The organism is Meridianimarinicoccus marinus (genome assembly GCF_040689105.1).
GTDB classification, from domain to species: domain Bacteria; phylum Pseudomonadota; class Alphaproteobacteria; order Rhodobacterales; family Rhodobacteraceae; genus Meridianimarinicoccus; species Meridianimarinicoccus marinus.
Window position 1 is genome coordinate 53455 of the sequence record NZ_JBFBVU010000012.1, and the last position, 16696, is coordinate 70150.

At 65.9% G+C, this 16696-nt stretch carries 16 protein-coding genes; 6 read left to right on the forward strand and 10 right to left on the reverse strand.

Annotation, left to right across the window (positions count from 1 at the left end; genetic code table 11):
* Positions 1 to 82: 82 nt before the first annotated feature.
* Positions 83 to 1075: a TRAP transporter substrate-binding protein gene (locus tag AB0T83_RS11185; RefSeq protein WP_435891159.1), complete on the forward strand. Its 993-nt coding sequence runs from the start codon at positions 83 to 85 to the stop codon at positions 1073 to 1075.
* A gap of 227 nt (positions 1076 to 1302) precedes the next feature.
* Here AB0T83_RS11185 and rsmD read toward each other — a convergent pair whose 3' ends face one another.
* On the reverse strand, positions 1303 to 1857 hold the full coding sequence (gene rsmD / locus AB0T83_RS11190) for a 16S rRNA (guanine(966)-N(2))-methyltransferase RsmD (RefSeq protein WP_366193126.1): 555 nt from the start codon (positions 1855 to 1857) through the stop codon (positions 1303 to 1305).
* A 3-nt stretch (positions 1858 to 1860) separates the two neighbouring features.
* The gene (locus AB0T83_RS11195; protein ID WP_366193127.1) at positions 1861 to 3078 is read right to left on the reverse strand and encodes an NAD(P)/FAD-dependent oxidoreductase; all 1218 of its coding nucleotides are present in this window, start codon (positions 3076 to 3078) and stop codon (positions 1861 to 1863) included.
* A gap of 78 nt (positions 3079 to 3156) precedes the next feature.
* Here AB0T83_RS11195 and AB0T83_RS11200 point away from each other — a divergent pair, with 78 nt between their 5' ends.
* The gene (locus AB0T83_RS11200; protein ID WP_366193128.1) at positions 3157 to 3645 is read left to right on the forward strand and encodes a peroxiredoxin; all 489 of its coding nucleotides are present in this window, start codon (positions 3157 to 3159) and stop codon (positions 3643 to 3645) included.
* Between the two features lie 16 nt (positions 3646 to 3661).
* Here AB0T83_RS11200 and AB0T83_RS11205 read toward each other — a convergent pair whose 3' ends face one another.
* The 5 genes from AB0T83_RS11205 to AB0T83_RS11225 all read right to left on the reverse strand — a co-directional run bounded on the left by AB0T83_RS11205 (position 3662) and on the right by AB0T83_RS11225 (position 9255).
* Positions 3662 to 3943, reverse strand: a complete 282-nt coding sequence (locus AB0T83_RS11205; RefSeq protein ID WP_366193129.1) for a 4a-hydroxytetrahydrobiopterin dehydratase — start codon at positions 3941 to 3943, stop codon at positions 3662 to 3664.
* An 11-nt stretch (positions 3944 to 3954) separates the two neighbouring features.
* Positions 3955 to 5103, reverse strand: coding sequence for a GNAT family N-acetyltransferase (locus AB0T83_RS11210; RefSeq protein ID WP_435891160.1), 1149 nt, complete (start codon positions 5101 to 5103; stop codon positions 3955 to 3957).
* A 119-nt stretch (positions 5104 to 5222) separates the two neighbouring features.
* On the reverse strand, positions 5223 to 5687 hold the full coding sequence (locus tag AB0T83_RS11215; protein ID WP_366193131.1) for a RidA family protein: 465 nt from the start codon (positions 5685 to 5687) through the stop codon (positions 5223 to 5225).
* 29 nt (positions 5688 to 5716) lie between these two features.
* Positions 5717 to 7147, reverse strand: coding sequence for an HlyD family type I secretion periplasmic adaptor subunit (locus AB0T83_RS11220; protein WP_435891161.1), 1431 nt, complete (start codon positions 7145 to 7147; stop codon positions 5717 to 5719).
* 377 nt (positions 7148 to 7524) lie between these two features.
* Complete coding sequence (locus AB0T83_RS11225; protein ID WP_366193132.1) at positions 7525 to 9255, reverse strand: type I secretion system permease/ATPase; 1731 nt, start codon at positions 9253 to 9255, stop codon at positions 7525 to 7527.
* 155 nt (positions 9256 to 9410) lie between these two features.
* Between AB0T83_RS11225 and AB0T83_RS11230 the strand changes: the two genes are divergently transcribed.
* Positions 9411 to 10178 (forward strand): MlaA family lipoprotein, encoded by a 768-nt coding sequence (locus AB0T83_RS11230; RefSeq protein ID WP_366193133.1) that lies wholly within the window; start codon positions 9411 to 9413, stop codon positions 10176 to 10178.
* Positions 10171 to 10770 carry an MlaC/ttg2D family ABC transporter substrate-binding protein gene (locus AB0T83_RS11235; protein WP_366193134.1) on the forward strand — a complete coding sequence of 200 codons (600 nt, stop codon included), beginning with the start codon at positions 10171 to 10173 and terminating at the stop codon, positions 10768 to 10770. The genes AB0T83_RS11230 and AB0T83_RS11235 overlap by 8 nt, the downstream gene beginning before the upstream one ends.
* Positions 10771 to 10822: 52 nt before the next feature.
* Here the strand turns inward: AB0T83_RS11235 and AB0T83_RS11240 are convergent, their stop codons facing one another.
* On the reverse strand, positions 10823 to 13078 hold the full coding sequence (locus AB0T83_RS11240) for a transglycosylase domain-containing protein (RefSeq protein WP_366193135.1): 2256 nt from the start codon (positions 13076 to 13078) through the stop codon (positions 10823 to 10825).
* Positions 13079 to 13333: 255 nt separating this feature from the next.
* Here AB0T83_RS11240 and AB0T83_RS11245 point away from each other — a divergent pair, with 255 nt between their 5' ends.
* Positions 13334 to 13672 (forward strand): P-II family nitrogen regulator, encoded by a 339-nt coding sequence (locus AB0T83_RS11245; protein ID WP_366193136.1) that lies wholly within the window; start codon positions 13334 to 13336, stop codon positions 13670 to 13672.
* A gap of 31 nt (positions 13673 to 13703) precedes the next feature.
* Positions 13704 to 15038: an ammonium transporter gene (locus AB0T83_RS11250; protein ID WP_366193137.1), complete on the forward strand. Its 1335-nt coding sequence runs from the start codon at positions 13704 to 13706 to the stop codon at positions 15036 to 15038.
* A 100-nt stretch (positions 15039 to 15138) separates the two neighbouring features.
* Here AB0T83_RS11250 and AB0T83_RS11255 read toward each other — a convergent pair whose 3' ends face one another.
* Both AB0T83_RS11255 and sseA read right to left on the reverse strand, forming a co-directional pair.
* Positions 15139 to 15753, reverse strand: a complete 615-nt coding sequence (locus AB0T83_RS11255; RefSeq protein ID WP_366193138.1) for a pseudouridine synthase — start codon at positions 15751 to 15753, stop codon at positions 15139 to 15141.
* Positions 15754 to 15761: 8 nt separating this feature from the next.
* Positions 15762 to 16613 (reverse strand): 3-mercaptopyruvate sulfurtransferase, encoded by an 852-nt coding sequence (sseA, locus tag AB0T83_RS11260; protein WP_366193139.1) that lies wholly within the window; start codon positions 16611 to 16613, stop codon positions 15762 to 15764.
* Positions 16614 to 16696 lie beyond the last annotated feature (83 nt).

A 16696-nucleotide genomic window follows, 5' to 3' on the forward strand; every position in this document is an offset into this window, starting at 1 on the left:
ACGGCTTTTCACAGGAGACTCCGCCTTGACCCTTTCGCTTCGTCGCATTGCCCTGCCGCTGGTCCTTTCGGCGCTGGCCGGAATGGCCTCGGCCCAGGAAGTCACCCTGCGGTTCCAGCATTTCGTCTCGCCCAATTCGGCCAACCCGAAGTATTTCATCGGTCCCTGGGCCGAGAAGGTGGAGCAGGAGTCCGGTGGCCGCATCAAGGTCGAGATCTATCCCTTCATGCAGTTGGGCGGCAAACCCACCGCGCAATACGACCTGATCCGCGATGGCGCCATCGACGGCGGTTGGGTGATCCCCAGTTACCAGCCGGGCCGCTTCCCCGAGGCGGAGGCGCTGGAACTGCCGTTCATGACCTCGAAATCCGCCGAGGAATCGAGCCAGGCGGCCTGGGAGTTCACCCAAAAGCACCTGATGGATGATTTCGCCGATGTGCATGTGATCGTGGCGCATCTGCACGGGCGCGGCATCCTGCACACCAAGGGCGCACCGGTGGAAACCGTTGCTGATCTGGACGGTCTGCGGATGCGCGGCCCGTCGCGTCCGGCCACCGCGCTGCTGAAGGAAGCCGGTGCCACCCCGGTCGGAATGCCGGTGCCCGCCTTCCCCGAGGCACTGGCCAAGGGCGTGGTCGATGGCGGGGTGATTCCGTGGGAAATCGCGCCCTCGCTGAAGCTGGACGAGCTGACCGACAGCCATACCGACGTGGCGGGCGACAAGTCGCTGTATAACCTCTATTTCATCTGGGCCATGAACAAGGCCAGGTACGAAAGCCTGCCAGAGGATCTGAAAGCCGTGATCGACGCCAACTCGGGCGCCATGGCGGCGGCCTGGGCCGGGCGTGCCCATGACCAGGGCGATGCCGAAGGCGAAGAGGTGATCCGGTCGGCCGGCCACACCATGGTGGTTCTGGACGACGCCGAGACCGACAAGCTGCGCGCCGTCGGCGAGGCCGTGACCACCGGCTGGATCGAAGAGATGACCGCCAAAGGGCTGGATGGCGCCGGTCTGGTCGAAGATGTCCGCGCGATGATGGGCACCTATGCCGGCACCGTCGGTGTGGGCAACTGAGGGCGGTACCGGGCGCGATGCGCCCGGGATTTTCTGCCTCCGGCGGGAGTATTTTCGACAAGAGTGAGCGCCGTCGCGGAAACGCTCCGGGGGAGCGTTTCCGGCGCGAACGGGCGGAGCCCCAGCCGACCGGCAATTAGTCCGGGAGACGTTTCGGGCGTGCGGGGGCGGAGCTGCCAGCCGTGGGTCGGCAGGGCAGCAGCTTGACCTTATCGCCGCGGCCCAACTCACCCCAGCGTCAGCAACGTGACCTGCGTGTCGCCAAAGCGGCGCTGTGTTTCGACGGTGAACCCTTCGGGCGCGTCGTGGGGGCTGTTGTCTTCCCAGAGGATCATAGCCTCGGGCGCGATCCAGCCGCTGGCGCGGGCGCTGGCCAGCGCCTGTTCCCCCAGCCCCTTGCCATAGGGTGGATCGAGGAAAACCAGATCGGCGGGCGTGCCGGAACAGGGCGGCAGCCGGGTGGCATCCGCGCCCAGCAGGGCGCAGCGGGCCTCGCTGCGGGTCAGGGCGATGTTCTGACGGATCAGGGATTGCGATTTGCGGCCCTTTTCCACGAAGGTGGCGGTCGCCGCCCCGCGCGACAGGGCTTCCAGCCCCAGTGCGCCGGTGCCGGCAAACAGGTCGAGGACGTGCAGATCCTCGAAATCGCCCAGCCGGCTGGTCAGCATCGAGAACAGGCTTTCGCGCACCCGGTCCGGGGTCGGGCGCAGGTGGGCGCCGGGATCGCCCTTGCCCAGGGCAGCCAGACGCAGGCCGCGAAACTCTCCGGCGATGATGCGCATGGCTCAGCCCAGCAGCGATTTGAGATCGGTTGCCGGGTCGGCCACGGCGGCAGGATCGGCGGTTTGGCCGGCATCCACCAGCCGCTTGCCGATCATATAGGCGCGCGGGTCGTTCATGGCGTCGACCGCCAGAAGCAGATCGCCCGCGAAATACCAGTGCGAGAGCGCGCCGTCGCGGGCGCCGGGGCGGGCGACGATGCGGTCATAGCCGGTGTTCAGCCCGGCGATCTGCAGCTTCACATCGTATTGATCCGACCAGAACCACGGCTTTGGGATGTAATCGGCGCCCTGATCCAGCATGTCGCGGGCGGCGGCCTCGGCCTGATCGATGGCGTTCTGCACGCTTTCCAGCCGGATGCGCCCGCCACGATAGGGGAAGGAGGCGCAGTCGCCCGCCGCCCAGATGCCGGGTTCGGTAGTGCGGGCGCGGGCGTTGACCGCGATGCCGTTGTCCAGCACCAGCCCGGCACCTTCGGCCAGTGCCGTCTCGGGGCGCACGCCGATGCCGACGATCACCAGATCGACGTCCAGTGTGGTGCCATCGGACAGCTCTGCCGTGGTGACCGTGCCATCGGTGCCGGTCAGCCGGACAAGGCTGGTGGCTTCGCGCAGATCGACGCCTTCGGCCCGGTGGCGGGCAGCGAACCAGCGGGCGGTTTGCGGGCAGGCGACGCGGCCAAGGATGCGGTCGGCGGCTTCGATCAGCGTGACGTCCATACCGGATTTGCGGGCCACGGCGGCGGCCTCCAGCCCGATGTAGCCACCGCCCACCACCAGCGCGCGGGCGCCGGGTTTCAGGTGGGGGGCGATGGCATCGGCATCGGCCAGATCGCGCATGGTAAACACCCCGTCCAGATCGCCGCCGATCGTGGCGGGCAGGCGCAGGGGGGCCGCGCCCAGGGTCAGGGCCAGCTTGTCATAGGCCAGGGTCTCGCCGCCCTTCAGCGCCAATTTTCGGGCGCCGGGGTCGATGCCGATGACGCGGGTGCCGGTGCGCAGGGCGACGTTCAGGTCGGCCCAGGCCTCGACCGGTTTCAGGTATAGCCGGTCCAGAGACATCTCGCCCATCAGATAGGCCTTTGACAGGGGCGGTCGCTGATAGGGCGGCACCGGTTCCTGCCCGATCAGGGTCACCGGGCCGTCGAAGCCTTCCGCACGCAGGGCCAATGCCAGCGACGCCCCGGCCTGACCGGCCCCGATGATGACAATTGAGGTGTCCATGCTGCTCTCCGCTGGTTTGGCCCGCTGGCTGCACTATAGTCGGCACACCTGCAAGTGAAACACGAAGCGAGGACACCCATGCCGATTTCCCAAGGCGACACCCTGCCCGACGCCACCCTGATGCGTCTTGGCGCCGAAGGCCCTGAAACCGTCGAGCTGAGCAGCCTGACCAAGGGCCGCAAGATCGTGCTGGCGGGCCTGCCCGGCGCCTATACCGGTCCCTGCACCGAGGCCCATATCCCCAGCTATGTCCGCACCATCGGCGATCTGAAGGCCAAGGGCATCGACGATATCGTCTGCGTGATCGTCAACGATCCCTTCGTTGCCAAGGTCTGGGGCGACACCACCGGCGCGGCCGAGGCCGGGATTCACATCCTGTGCGACCCGGAAGGCACCTTCATCCATGCCCTGGGGCTGGAGTTTACCGCCCCGGCTGTCGGTCTGATCGACCGGTCACAGCGATTCGCGATGATTGTCGATGACGGCAAGGTCAGCCTGCTGAACGTCGAGCCCGATGGCGGCGTCTGCAACGTCTCGGCGGGCGAAACCCTGCTGGAAACCCTGTAAACACCGGTCTGGCGGGTCAGAGGCTGTCCATCTTGCCCGCCAGCACCACATCCAGCGCCGACAGCCCGCCCGCGTCATGGGTGGTCAGGGTGACGGTGACGGTGCGATAGACATTGTGCCATTCGGGGTGATGGTTCATCGCCTCGGCCACAAGGGCTGCACGGGTCATCCAGCCGAAGGCCTCGACGAAATCGGCGAATTTATAGGTCTTGGTGAGGGCGTCGCGCCCTTCCACCAGGTCCCATCCGGTGGCGAACAGCGGCTCCAGCGCGCTGCGGTCGGTCAGTTTGTCTTGCATGTCAGCTCCTGTCACGGATCGACCGAGGGGTCGGATTTCCTGAACGGGCCATAGGCTGTGAGAACCTCGATCTCTTCCTCGACCGCGGCGGCTTCGGCGTCCAGATAGCGGGCGATGGCCTTGGCAAAGCCGGGATCCCCCACCCAGTGCAGCGAATGGCAGGTCACCGGCAGATAGCCGCGCGCCAGCTTGTGCTGGCCCTGCGCCCCGGCCTCGACCCGCGCTAGCCTATTTCCGATGGCGAAGTCGATGGCCTGATAGTAGCACAACTCGAAATGCAGGCAGGGGTGATCTTCCAGCGCGCCCCAATAGCGGCCGAACAGCGCGTCCCGGCCGATGAAGTTCAGCGCGCCCGCGACGGGGTTGCCGTTGCGCAAGGCCAGCACCAACAGCATGTCGTCGCGCAGGCTTTCCTGGGCGCAGTCGAAGAAGGCGCGGGTCAGATAGGGGGTGCCCCATTTCCGCGCCCCGGTGTCCTGATAGAAACGCCAGAACCAGTCCCAGTGTGCGGGATCGATGTCCGCCCCCGTCAGGGCGACAATTTCGCCGCCGAAGCCCTGGGCGGTGGCGCGCTCCTTGCGGATGTTCTTGCGCTTGCGCGAGGACAGGGTGGCAAGAAAGGCGTCGAAATCCGCGTAGCCGTCGTTGAGCCAGTGAAACTGCTGGCTGCGCCGCCGCATCAGGCCCATTTGCGCGCCGGCTTCGGCCTCGGCCTCGGTGCAGAAGGTGATGTGGACCGAGGAGACCTCGTTGTTGGCGGCCAGTTGCACGGCGCCCTGCACCAGTGCCGCCTGTCCCAGTTCCACGGCCTCGGGGCGGGTCAGCAGGCGGCGGCCGGTGGCCGGGGTGAAGGGCACCGCAATCTGCAGCTTGGGATAATAGGCGCCGCCCGCGTTTTCATAGGCGTGCGCCCAATTGTGGTCGAAGATGTATTCGCCCTGGCTGTGCCCCTTGGCATAGAGCGGCGCCACGGCGATCACCTGCCCGTTGTGGCGCACCGCCAGATGGCGCGGCTCCCACCCGGTGCCGCGCCCGACCGAGCCGCTGTCTTCCAGCGCCTTCAGAAACCGATGCGTGGTGAACGGGTCGAACGGACGTCCGCCATCCGTGGCCTCGGGGCAGGCGCAGGTGTCCCACTCCGCTTGCGGGATCTCGTCCATCGACAGGTGGACGGTGACTTCGGTGGGGCTGTGCTTCATCGGGCAACCTGTGGGGGCTTGCCCCGAACCTGACACTGCCAGCGCCAAGGTCAAGGCATGGCCCGAACACGGGCGCGCGATCAGGACAGTTGGAAGATGCCGTCGATCTCGACCGCCACGCCAAAGGGCAGTTGCGCCACGCCAACGGCAGAGCGCGCATGTTTGCCCGCCTCGCCCAGAACCTCGCCCAGCAGGTTCGAGGCGCCGTTGACCACCGCCGGCTGGTCGGTGAAATCGGCGGTCGAATTGACGAAAGCGTTCAGCTTGACCACCCGCACCAGCCGCGACAGGTCGCCGTCACAGGCCGCCTTGACCTGCGCCAGCAGGCTGAGCGCACAGCGCGCGGCGGCCTTCTGACCGGCCTCGACATCCAGGTCCTTGCCCAACTGGCCCAGGATCAGCCCATCCGCGTCCGAGGACACCTGCCCCGACACATGCAGCAGATCGCCGGTGCGCACGAAGGGCACATAGGCGGCCAGCGGGGCGGGGGCGTCGGGCAGGGTCAGGCCAAGCGCTGCAAGGCGGGTTTCGATCGGGTTGGTCATGGGGTGTTTTCCTGTGGGTCGGGCCGCGATCAGCTTTCGCGGAAGGCTTTTACGAAATAATCGGCCAGCGGTTTTACCAGATAGGCCATGGGCGTGCGGTCGTCGGTGCGCAGGAAGGCCTCGACCGGCATGCCAGGCAGCAGGGTGATGCCTTCGGGCAGCTTGTCGATCTCGCCTTCCAGCAGTTCCAGTTCGGCCAGGTAAAAGCTGAAGCCGGTGGACTGGTCGGTGAAGGCATCCGCCGAGATCTGGGTGACGCGGCCGGTCAGTTCCGGGGTGGTGCGGCTGTCCAGCGCCGAGAATCGCAAGGTAACCTCCTGACCGGGAAAGACCTGGTCGATGTGGATCGGCTCCACCCGCGTCTGGATCACCAGCGGGCGATCCTGCGGGATGATGTACAGCACCGGGTCCGCCGGCCGGATGACCGAGCGTTCGGCGAAGACCTGCAGGTCATAGACGATGCCGGCGACTGGCGCGCGGATGTCAAGCCGCGACAGCCGGTCCAGCAGGGCGCGGCGCTGTTCGGCCAGTTCGGCCTCACGGCTCTGGATGTCGCGCAGGCGCGAGATGGCCTCCTCGCGGCGGGTGTTTTCAAGGCCGAGGATCTGGATCTCGATCTCGGTGATCCGCCCCTCGGCCTCGGCCTTCGAGGCCTGCAATTCGCCCAGCGTGCCGCTGAGCCGGGATTCCTCGCGCAGCAGCGCCAGCAGGCGCGGTTTCTGGGCCAGCCCGCCGGCCAACAGGGTCTCGGCGTCGGTAACCTCTTCCTTCATCAGTTCCAGTTGGCGGGCCAGGGCGTCCTGCTGCGCCTCGATCCCTTCGATCTGGCTGCTGATCTGGGCCCGGCGCTTGCCAAGCTGTTCTATCTCGCGGGCCAGCGACTGGGTGCGCGCCTCGAACAGGCGCTGCTGGCCGCGCATCAGGTTGGCCACTTCCGGGCGTGTGGCCGCGACCTGCAGCAGAATCGGGTCGTAGGAGATCGCGTTCAGCCCGTCCTGTTCGGCCTCAAGCCGTCCGCGCCGGGCCATGAGTTCGTACAACTGGCCTTCGACGATGGAGAGTTCCGAGGCCAGGATGCTGTCGTCGAGATGGATGAGTATATCGCCCGAGGCCACCCGGTCGCCCTCGTCCACAAGGATCTCGTCGACGATGCCGCCGTCCAGATGCTGCACGACCTGCCGATTCTGATCGACCTCGATCCGGCCGCTGGCGATGATCGCCCCGGCAATCTCGGTGAAGACAGCCCAGCCGCCGAAGCCGCCCACAAGGACGACCAGCACGAGGATGCCCAGCGTCAGGGGCCGCCGCGCCGACCATGCCGCCGAGGTATCGGCGGGGGGCAGTTGCGGGGCCGCCGGGGCGGTTGTTGCCAAAGCGCCGTTGCCCTTGGTGGGATCGGGTTTGGGTGCCGGGGCCTGACGCGGCGGCGGGGTGCCGGCGGTCTTGAGTTGCGCTTCCATCACCTTTTTGGCCAGTTCCGGCGGCATCGCGGCACTGGCCTTGCGGGCAAGAGTAGTGGCGTTGTCACCCGCCGGCCGGGTGCCGGCCTTGTCGCCCGCAGGCCGGGCGCTGGCAGGGTCGCCCGCAGGCCGGGCGCTGGCAGGGTCGCCCGCTGGCTGGGCGCTGGGCGGGTCGCTCGCTGGCAGGGCGCTAGCGGGGTCGCCTGTCGGCTTGGCGCCGGGTTTGTCGCTTGTCGGCTGAGCGCTGACAGGGTCTGTCGCGGGCCGGGTGCCGGAATTGCCATCCGTGGCCGGGGTGCCGGGCGTTTCCGCCTGCGGTGTCCCCGCCGCAGCGGCGGTCTTGGGATCCACGGGCTTGGGGGTCTGGTCGTCGGTGCTCATGTGATGCCTCCCTGGCCTTGCGAGGCTTTGATCTCATTGGCGTTCTTGACCATCTTGCTCAACACCTCGTCGCGCGGGCCGGTGGCGCGCACGATGCCGCCATCCAGAACCAGCAGCAGGTCACATTCCTGAATCGCCGCCGGCCGGTGCGCCATGATGAGCACCGCCTTGCCTTCGCGTTTCATCCGCCGGATCGCCTCGTTCAGGGCTATGGAGCCTTCGTTGTCGAGGTTCGAGTTCGGCTCGTCCAGAACCAGGATCACTGGGGCGCCATACAGCGCGCGAGCCAGCCCGACGCGCTGGATCTGGCCGCCCGAAAGGTGACCGCCATCCATCGCCAGATAGGTGTCATAGCCGTTGGGCAGGTTCAGGATCATCTCGTGCGCCGCGGCTTCCTTGGCGGCGGCGACGATGTCGGTGTCGCGCGCGTTGGGATCGAGACGGGCGATGTTTTCGGCCACGGTGCCGTCGAACAACTGCACCTTCTGCGGCAGGTAGCCGATGTAGCGGCCCAGCAGGTCGGGTTCGTATTGATCCAGCGTGGCGCCATCCAGACGGACGGTGCCGCCCGCCGGACGCCAGGCGCCGGTCAGCACCTTGGCCAGTGTGGATTTGCCGGCGCCCGACGGGCCGATTACCCCCATGGCTTGCCCCGGATCCAGCCGGAACGAGACCATGCGCAGGGTCGCCTGCTGTTCGCCCGGCGGCAGGGCGGTGACCTGGCTGACCTCAAGATGCGCCTTGGGGGCGGGCAGTTGGGTCAGCGGCGGTTTCGGCGGCTGTTCGGTCAGCAGGCGGGCCAGGTTGTTCCACGCGCGCGAGGCCGATTGCACCAGCGCCCATTGGCTGACCGCGATCTCGATCGGGGCCAGCGCCCGGCCCATCAGGATCGAGGCGGCGATCATCGCGCCCGGCGTCACCAGGTTCTGCAGCACCAGATAGGCGCCCAGACCCAGCATCGCCGATTGCAGGAACAGCCGGAAGGTCTTGGTGGCCGCCGCGAAGGAACCCTGCGCATCGCTGGCCGTCACCGCAAGGCCCAGCGACTTGTTGCGGATGGCTTGCCAGCGGGTGAAGGCCGAATTGCGCATGCCCAGGCTTTGCACCATCTCGGCCTCGGTCTTGAGCCGTTCGGACATGCGGTCGGCCTCGGCCGAGGCGACATGCGATTCGACCACCGGGCGGCGGGTCATCGCCTGGTTCATCACCGTGATCGCCACCAGAATCAGCCCGCCGCCGATGGCCAGCATCCCCAGCCACGGGTGGAAGATGAAGATGCCGAACAGGAAGACCGGCGTGAAAGGCACGTCGAACATGGCGCTGAGCACCGGCGAGGACAGGAACTTCTGCACCGTCTCAAGGTCGCGCACCCCGGCGGCGGCAGCGCTGCGGTTGGATTTGGCGGCATCGTCTATGGCCGCCGAGAAGACCCGGCGATCCAGCTTGGCCTGGAACCGCGCGCCGATCCGGGTCAGCACCCGCCCGCGCACATAGTCCAGCAGCCCCATCATCAGGTAGAGAAAGGCCACCAGCGCGGCCAGCGCCACCAGCGTCGCCTCGGACCGGCTGCCCAGCACCCGGTCATAGACCTGCAGCATGAACAGCGGCCCGGTCAGCATCAGCAGGTTCACGAAGGTCGAAAAGACGGCGACGAACCAGAACAATCCGCGGTTTTCGGCCCGTGCGGCGCGAAGCTCGTTCCGGCCCGCCTGGTCAGTTTTCTGCATGGAGTGTTCCTCTGGATGCGGTCTCTGAGGCCACGTTACCGTGTCGCGCCGGAAATACCTCTGGCGGAAAACCCTCACGGCCTTGCGAGGTGGTGGCATCTTCTTTCCGGGTCTACTATGTGTGGTCGCGTGCTTACAAGAGGGTGATCCCCCCAGTGCAACACGTACGCAAGTGGTCGGCTATTGCTCGCCGACATGTCATCAAAGCCCTTGTTTTACCGGTTTTTCTGGCCGGCTGCGCGACCTCGGGTCCCGAGGGTTCGGCTGTCGATGACCCCTATGAGAACGTGAATCGCAAGGTTCACGAGTTCAACAAGGACTTCGACACGGTGCTGTTCCGCCCGTTCTCGCAGGCGTATGGCGTGTTGCCGCGCTATCTGCGGACGCGGGTGAACAATTTCCGTGCAAATCTGGAACTGCCCGGCGACATCGTCAACGATGCCCTGCAGGCCAAGCCCGAGGATTTCGGCCACAATCTGTTCCGGTTCCTGGTCAACACCACCGTGGGCGTGTTCGGCATCTTCGACGCCGCAGGATCCTGGGGAATGGAGCGCCGGTCAACCGACTTTGGCGAGACCCTGTATGTCTGGGGCGTCGAGGAAGGGGCCTATGTCGAAGTGCCGTTCTTCGGTCCGTACACCCAGCGATCCCTGACCGGCGAGGTCGTGGACCTGTTCCTGAACCCGCTGACATTCGTTGGACTGACGCCGCCCGAGAACTATGTTCCACCTACAACCTATGTGCTTGAGAAGTCCGACTACCGGTACGAGTTCTCCAGCACGGTGGACGAAGTTCTGTACGACAGCGCCGACAGCTATCTGCAGACCCGACAGATTTACCTCGACACCCGCCGATTCGAGCTTGGGGATACCCCGGACGACGGCGGCGTCATCGACCCTTATGAGGAGCTCTTCAGTGAATGATATTGCCCTGACCCGCCGCCACCTTCTGACCGCGCTGGCCGCCACCGCCGTGCTGCCCTCGGCGGCCTTCGCCGCGACCAGCCCTGCGGCGGCCGAAGCCATGGTCAACAAGATGGTTGCCGAAGTGCAGAAGGCGATCAACTCGGGCCAGTCCGAAGCGCGCATGATCAAGGACTTCGAGGCCCTGTTCAAACGCTATGCCGATGTGCCCACCATCGCCCGGTTCTCGCTGGGCGTGGCGGCCCGCTCGGCCAGCAGTTCCGAGTTGAAGGCCTATACCAGCGCCTTCACCGGCTACTTCTCCCGCAAATACGGACGCCGGTTCAACGAGTTCAAGGGCGGCACCGTGCAGGTCGTCCGCGCCCGTGCCGACAAGAAGGTCACGGTGGTGGATGCGGTGGCCAAGGTGCCGGGGCATTCGGATGTGAAGGTCGAATTCCACGTCTCGGACGGGTCCGGATCGGACAAGGTGTTCAACGTGATCATCGAAGGCATCAACATGCTGACCACGGAACGCACCGAGGTCGGCGCGCTGCTGGACAAGTCCGGCGGCTCGATCTCGAAGCTGACGCAGACGCTGAAGAACACCTGATACGAAAAGGGCGGCCCCGGAGGCCGCCCGTTTTCTGTCCCATGTGCGGGGTCTAGCCGCCGAAGATCGACCGCAGCACATTGTTGATGGCGCGTTCGGTGTTGCGCACGGCCTTGTCGACATTGTTGCCCAGATCCTGCGCCGCCTGTCCCAGGTCCTTGGTCTGGGTACTGCCGCTGCTGCTGCCACCGCCATTGCTGCTGGACAGCTGGCCGGGGCGGACTCCGGCGGGGATCTCCATCGGCAGTGGCGAGATCGGCACGCCTTCGTGCACCCGTATCATGGTTTCATGCCAGATCTCAGCCGGAAGCCCGCCGCCGGTGACACCGCTGAGCGGCGTGTTGTCGTCATAGCCCATCCAGACACCGGCCACATAGTCGCCGGTGAAGCCGATGAACCACGCATCCCGCGCGGCCTGCGTGGTGCCTGTCTTGCCCGCCGCCGGACGGTCGCCCAGCTTGGCGCGCTGGCCGGTCCCCGATTCGATGACCTGGTTCATCATATAGACAAGCTGCCGCGCGGCCTGTGGGGCGATCACCCGCTCGCCGATGCCGCCTTCCTGTCCAAACAGCGGCTGGCTGTCGCCCAGCAGGCGCAATTCGGTCAGCCCGTAGGGCGTCACCGACGAGCCGCCGTTCAGGATGCCCGCATAGGCCGCCGTCATTTGCAGCAGCGTCGCCTCGGACACGCCCAGGGCCAACGCCGGACCGGCGGCCAGATCGCTGCTCAGGCCGAAATCGGCGGCGATGCGGCGCACGTTCTCGCGGCCCATTTCCTCGGACACTTTCACGGCGGGAATGTTGTAGCTGTGCGCCAGCGCCTGGGTCAGCGTCACCTTGCCGTGGTACTTGCGGTCATAATTCTTGGGCGACCACGGCCCCGACCCCGGCACGTTGATGGTCAGCGGTTCATCCACCACCTGCGCGTTCGGGGTGAACCCCCAGTCCAGCGCGGCGGCATAGACGAAGGGTTTGAAGGCCGATCCGGTCTGGCGCAGCGCCTGCGTCGCGCGGTTGAAGGCGCCCGACACCTTGGTCTTGCGACCGCCGACCATGGCGCGCACGGCACCGTCGGCATCCATCACCACGATGGCCGCCTGCGCCTTGGACCCTTCGCGTACCTTGTTTTCAAAGATCCAGTTCAACGCCTCTTCGGCGGCCTTTTGCAGGCGCGGGTCGAAGGTGGTGCGGATCAGCACGTCCTCGGTGGTTTGCGAGCTGAGGAAGGACGGCGTGCTTTCCATCACCCAGTCGGCGAAATAGCCGCCTGCGCGGGCCTCGGCGGCCTCGGAGAGGGTGGCGGGATTGGCCATGGCCAGCGCCGCTTCGGTGTCGGTCAGATAGTCTTCTTCCTCCATCAGCCCGATGATGATGTTGGCCCGATCCTGCGACCGCTGAAGATCGGCGGTCGGCGCATAGCGCGTGGGCGCCTTCAACAACCCGGCCAGCATCGCGGCCTCGGCCGGGTTCACCTCGGCGGCGGATTTGCCGAAATAGCGCTGGCTGGCGGCCTGAAAGCCGCGCGCGCCGGCGCCCAGATAGGCGCGGTTCATGTAGATCGTGAGGATCTCGTCCTTGGTATAGCGCGCTTCCAGCGCCATCGCGTACAGCGCCTCGCGGATCTTGCGGCCCAGCGAGCTTTGGCGGCAGTCGGCCTCATAGGCGGCTTCGGTCTTCCATTCCTCGGGTTTGTAGGGCCGTCCGAGGCACAACAGCTTGGCGGTCTGCTGGGTGATGGTCGAGCCGCCATGGCCCTCCAGCGCGCCGCGCCCTTCGCGCAGGTTGATGGCGACGGCACCGGCGACGCCGCGCGGGCTGATCCCGAAATGACGGTAGAAGCGGCGATCCTCGGTGGCGATGATCGCGTGTTTCAGGTGCGGGGACACGGTGTCGGCGGTGATGACGCCGCCGAACTGGTCGCCGCGCCACGCGTAGACCTCGCCGTAGCGGTCCATCATGGTGACCGATCCACGGGCGCGGCCATCGACCATTTCCGAGGCATCGGGCAGCGTGGCGTAGATCGAGCCCACCGCCAGCGCCAGAATCAGCCCCATAACCAACCCGAACCGCCAGCCGATGCGCCAGAACAGGCGCAGGATCCAGCCGATGATGCGCCGGAAGAATCCCATGATGCCGCCGCCGCCGCTGCTGCCGCTGCGCCGCTTCCTGCGGGTCGCGGGCTGCGCCTTGCGCCGCTTGACCGGGGCCGATTTGCCTTTTTTCGCGGGCGTCGGGCGCTTTTTGGCGGTGGAGCCCGCATAGCGCCGATCTGCCCGCAGAATGCGCGGGGATTTACTGGATCTGCTCATCTTGCGCCCTTCTTGGGGTTCTGCCTTGCCGCAGTCTACCTTGGTTCGACGGTCATGTGGACCCGTTCCCCCCGCAGTGCAAGATTCTCATTTGCTCAAAAATTCATCATGATGCACAAATTGTGCAAAATTTGAGCAAATGACCGCAACAGCGCCGCATTTCCGAAGCCCGTTTTCTTGTGATTGCCCGTTTTTGCAGCGCTAGTGCCTGTGTGATTTTGGCGGGCCGGGCCCGCTGCAAGGAAGGGAAAGAACGTGAAACTGATCATTGCAGCAATCAAGCCGTTCAAGCTGGAGGAGGTTCGCGAAGCACTGACCTCGATCGGCGTCCGCGGCATGATGGTGACCGAGATCAAGGGCTTCGGGTCGCAATCCGGCCACACCGAGATCTACCGTGGTGCTGAATACGCCGTGAACTTCGTACCGAAGGTCAAGCTTGAAATCGTCGTCAGCGCGGCGATGGCAGACCAGGTGGTCGATACCATCCAATCCACCGCCAAGACCGACAAGATCGGCGACGGCAAGATTTTCGTCCTCGACGTGGCCCAGGCCGTTCGCGTCCGCACGGGCGAGACCAATGAAGACGCCCTCTAAGCCAGCGCGACCGTAAAGGGGAATCCTTGTAATGAAACTGACCAAAACTCTCATGCTGGCCGCGGCTGCGGCAGCAATGCCGGTCCTCGGCTTCGCGCAGGAGGCCGATGTGCCCACTGCCGTGCCGACGGATACGGTGTTTATCCTCAACTCGCTGCTGTTCCTGATCGGCGGCTTCCTGGTGTTCTTCATGGCGGCAGGGTTCTGCATGCTGGAAGCCGGGCTGGTGCGCGGCAAGAACGTGACCATGCAGCTGACCAAGAACGTCGTGCTGTTTTCGCTGGCGTCGATCTTCTACTACCTGATCGGCTATAACCTGATGTACCCGCTGGGCGATTGGGCCGTCGAAGGCATCGTGTCGGGCCTGTTCCCGTCGGTGGGTGTTCTGGAAGCGGTGGGCGTGACCGCCGACGCTGCGGATGACTATTCCTATGCCTCGACCGGGTCGGACTTCTTCTTCCAGCTGATGTTCTGTGCCGCCACCGCCTCGATCGTGTCGGGCACCGTGGCCGAGCGCATCAAGCTGTGGCCGTTCCTGATCTTCACCATCGTGCTGACCTCGGTCATCTACCCGCTGCAGGCGTCCTGGAGCTGGGGTGGCGGCTTCCTGTCGGAAGCAGGCTTCTCGGACTTCGCAGGCTCGTCGATCGTGCACTCGGTGGGTGGCTGGGCCGCTCTGACCGGCGCGCTGATCCTGGGACCGCGTATCGGCAAGTACAAGGACGGCACTGTGCATCCGATGCCGGGTTCGAACCTGCCGCTGGCCACGCTGGGCACGTTCATCCTGTGGCTGGGCTGGTTCGGCTTCAATGGCGGCTCGCAGCTGGCCATGGGCTCGATCGGTGATGTTGCAGACATTTCGCGCATCTTCTCGAACACCAACGCCGCTGCTGCCGGTGGCGCCGTGGCCGCGATGATCGCTTCGCAGATGATGTTCCGCAAGCCGGACCTTACCATGGTGCTGAACGGCGCGCTGGCCGGCCTCGTGTCGATCACCGCCGAGCCGCTGGCACCGTCGCTGGGACTGGCCACCATCATCGGTGCCATCGGTGGCGTGATCGTGGTGTTCACGGTTCCGATGCTGGACAAGATGAAGATCGACGACGTGGTCGGCGCCATCCCGGTGCACCTGATCTGCGGCGTCTGGGGCACCCTGGCGGTGGTTCTGTCGAACGGCGACGCCAACATCGGCACCCAGCTGTACGGCATCGCAGCCATCGGCATCTTCACCGTGGTCGCCTCGGCCGTGGTCTGGTTCATCCTGGCCGCTGTCATGGGCATCCGCGTCAGCGAGGAAGAAGAGATCAACGGTCTCGACATGGCGGAACTGGGCATGGAAGCCTATCCGGAGTTCGGCAAGGGCTGATCGCCCACATCCGAACCCAAGGTTTGATCCGGGCGCTGCGGCGCCCGGATTTTTTTGTCTTCAGTTGTTTTTCAAGAAACGGTGTCGGTGGCTGCGCGGATCAGCGACGGCGCGGCGTGCGGGCGCGGGGCGGTTTGGGGCCGGGTTTGCGGGCCGGGGCTGGCACCTGAAGTTCGCGCCACTGGCCCGGCGCCAGCCCGTCCAGCGACCAATCCCCGATTTGCCAGCGGATCAGCCGCAGGGTGGGATGGCCCACGGCGGCGGTCATGCGCCGCACCTGCCGGTTGCGGCCCTCGCGGATGGTCAGTTCGATCCAGCGTTCGGGCACGGATTTGCGGACCCGGATCGGCGGATCGCGGTCCCACAGGTTGGTTGGGGGCGGGATCAGCCGGGCCTGCGCGGGCAGGGTGGGCCCGTCTTTCAGGTCCACGCCCTTGCACAATGCCGCGATGGCTGCGGGATCGGGGGTGCCTTCGACCTGCACCAGATAGGTCTTGGGCATCTTGTGTTTCGGGTGAGAGATCTGTGCCTGCAAGGCGCCGTCATCTGTCAGCAGCAGCAGCCCCTCGCTGTCACGATCCAGCCGTCCGGCGGCATAGACGCCGGGCAGGTCGATATGGTCAGAAAGCGTTTGCCGGGGGCTGTCGCCGCCGCTCGCGTCGGTGAATTGCGACAACACCCCGAAAGGCTTGTTGAACAGGATCAGCCGGGCCATGACCGCACTCAGGCGGTGCCGACCTCCAGATCGCCATACATGCCCCATTCGGCCCAGGAGCCGTCATAGAGTGAATGGTCGGATTTCCCCAGCCGTTCCATCGCCAGATTCAGGACAGCGGCGGTGATGCCGGACCCGCACGAGGTGATGACCGGTTTCGACAGGTCAATCCCAGCAGCATCGAACGCCGCTTTCAGGCCGGCGGCATCCTTCATGGTGCCATCGGCGTTCAGCAGGGTGCCATAGGGCAGGTTCTTGGAGCCCGGAATATGGCCCGCGCGCAGGCCGGGGCGGGGTTCGTCCACCTGCCCGGCGAACCGGTCGGGGGAGCGGGCGTCGATGATCTCGTGGTCGCCCAGTTTCGAGGCCGCCGCCACCTGCGTGACGTCGCGGATCAGCCCGGCCTGACGGCGCACCGTCATGTGGCGGTCGCGGATCATCGGCGGCAGGTCTTCCAGCTCGCGCCCTTCGGCGGTCCACTTGGGCAGGCCGCCGTCCAGAACCGCGACATCGGTCTTGCCCATCAGGCGGAACAGCCACCAAACGCGGGCGGCCGAGAACAAGCCGGCCCCGTCATATATCACCACCTGATGACCATCGCCGACGCCCATCTTGCGCAGGCGGGACATGAACTTCTCAACCGGCGGTGCCATATGCGGCAGGTCCGAGCGTTGATCCGAGATCTCTTCAATGTCGAAGAATCGCGCGCTGGGGATATGCCCGGCTTCGTATTCGGCACGCGGGTCGCGATTCTCGGCGGGCATGTACCACGAGGCGTCCAGAATCCGCAGATCGGGGTCGCGCAGATGGGATGCCAGCCAGTCGGTCGAAACGAGGGTCTTGGGATCAGAATTCGGCATGGAAGGCTCTCGGTTACCGGTGTGACCTCATTGCTAGACGCCCGTTGTGCGGGGCGCAAGCCCGTGCCCGCGCCGTTGCGTCA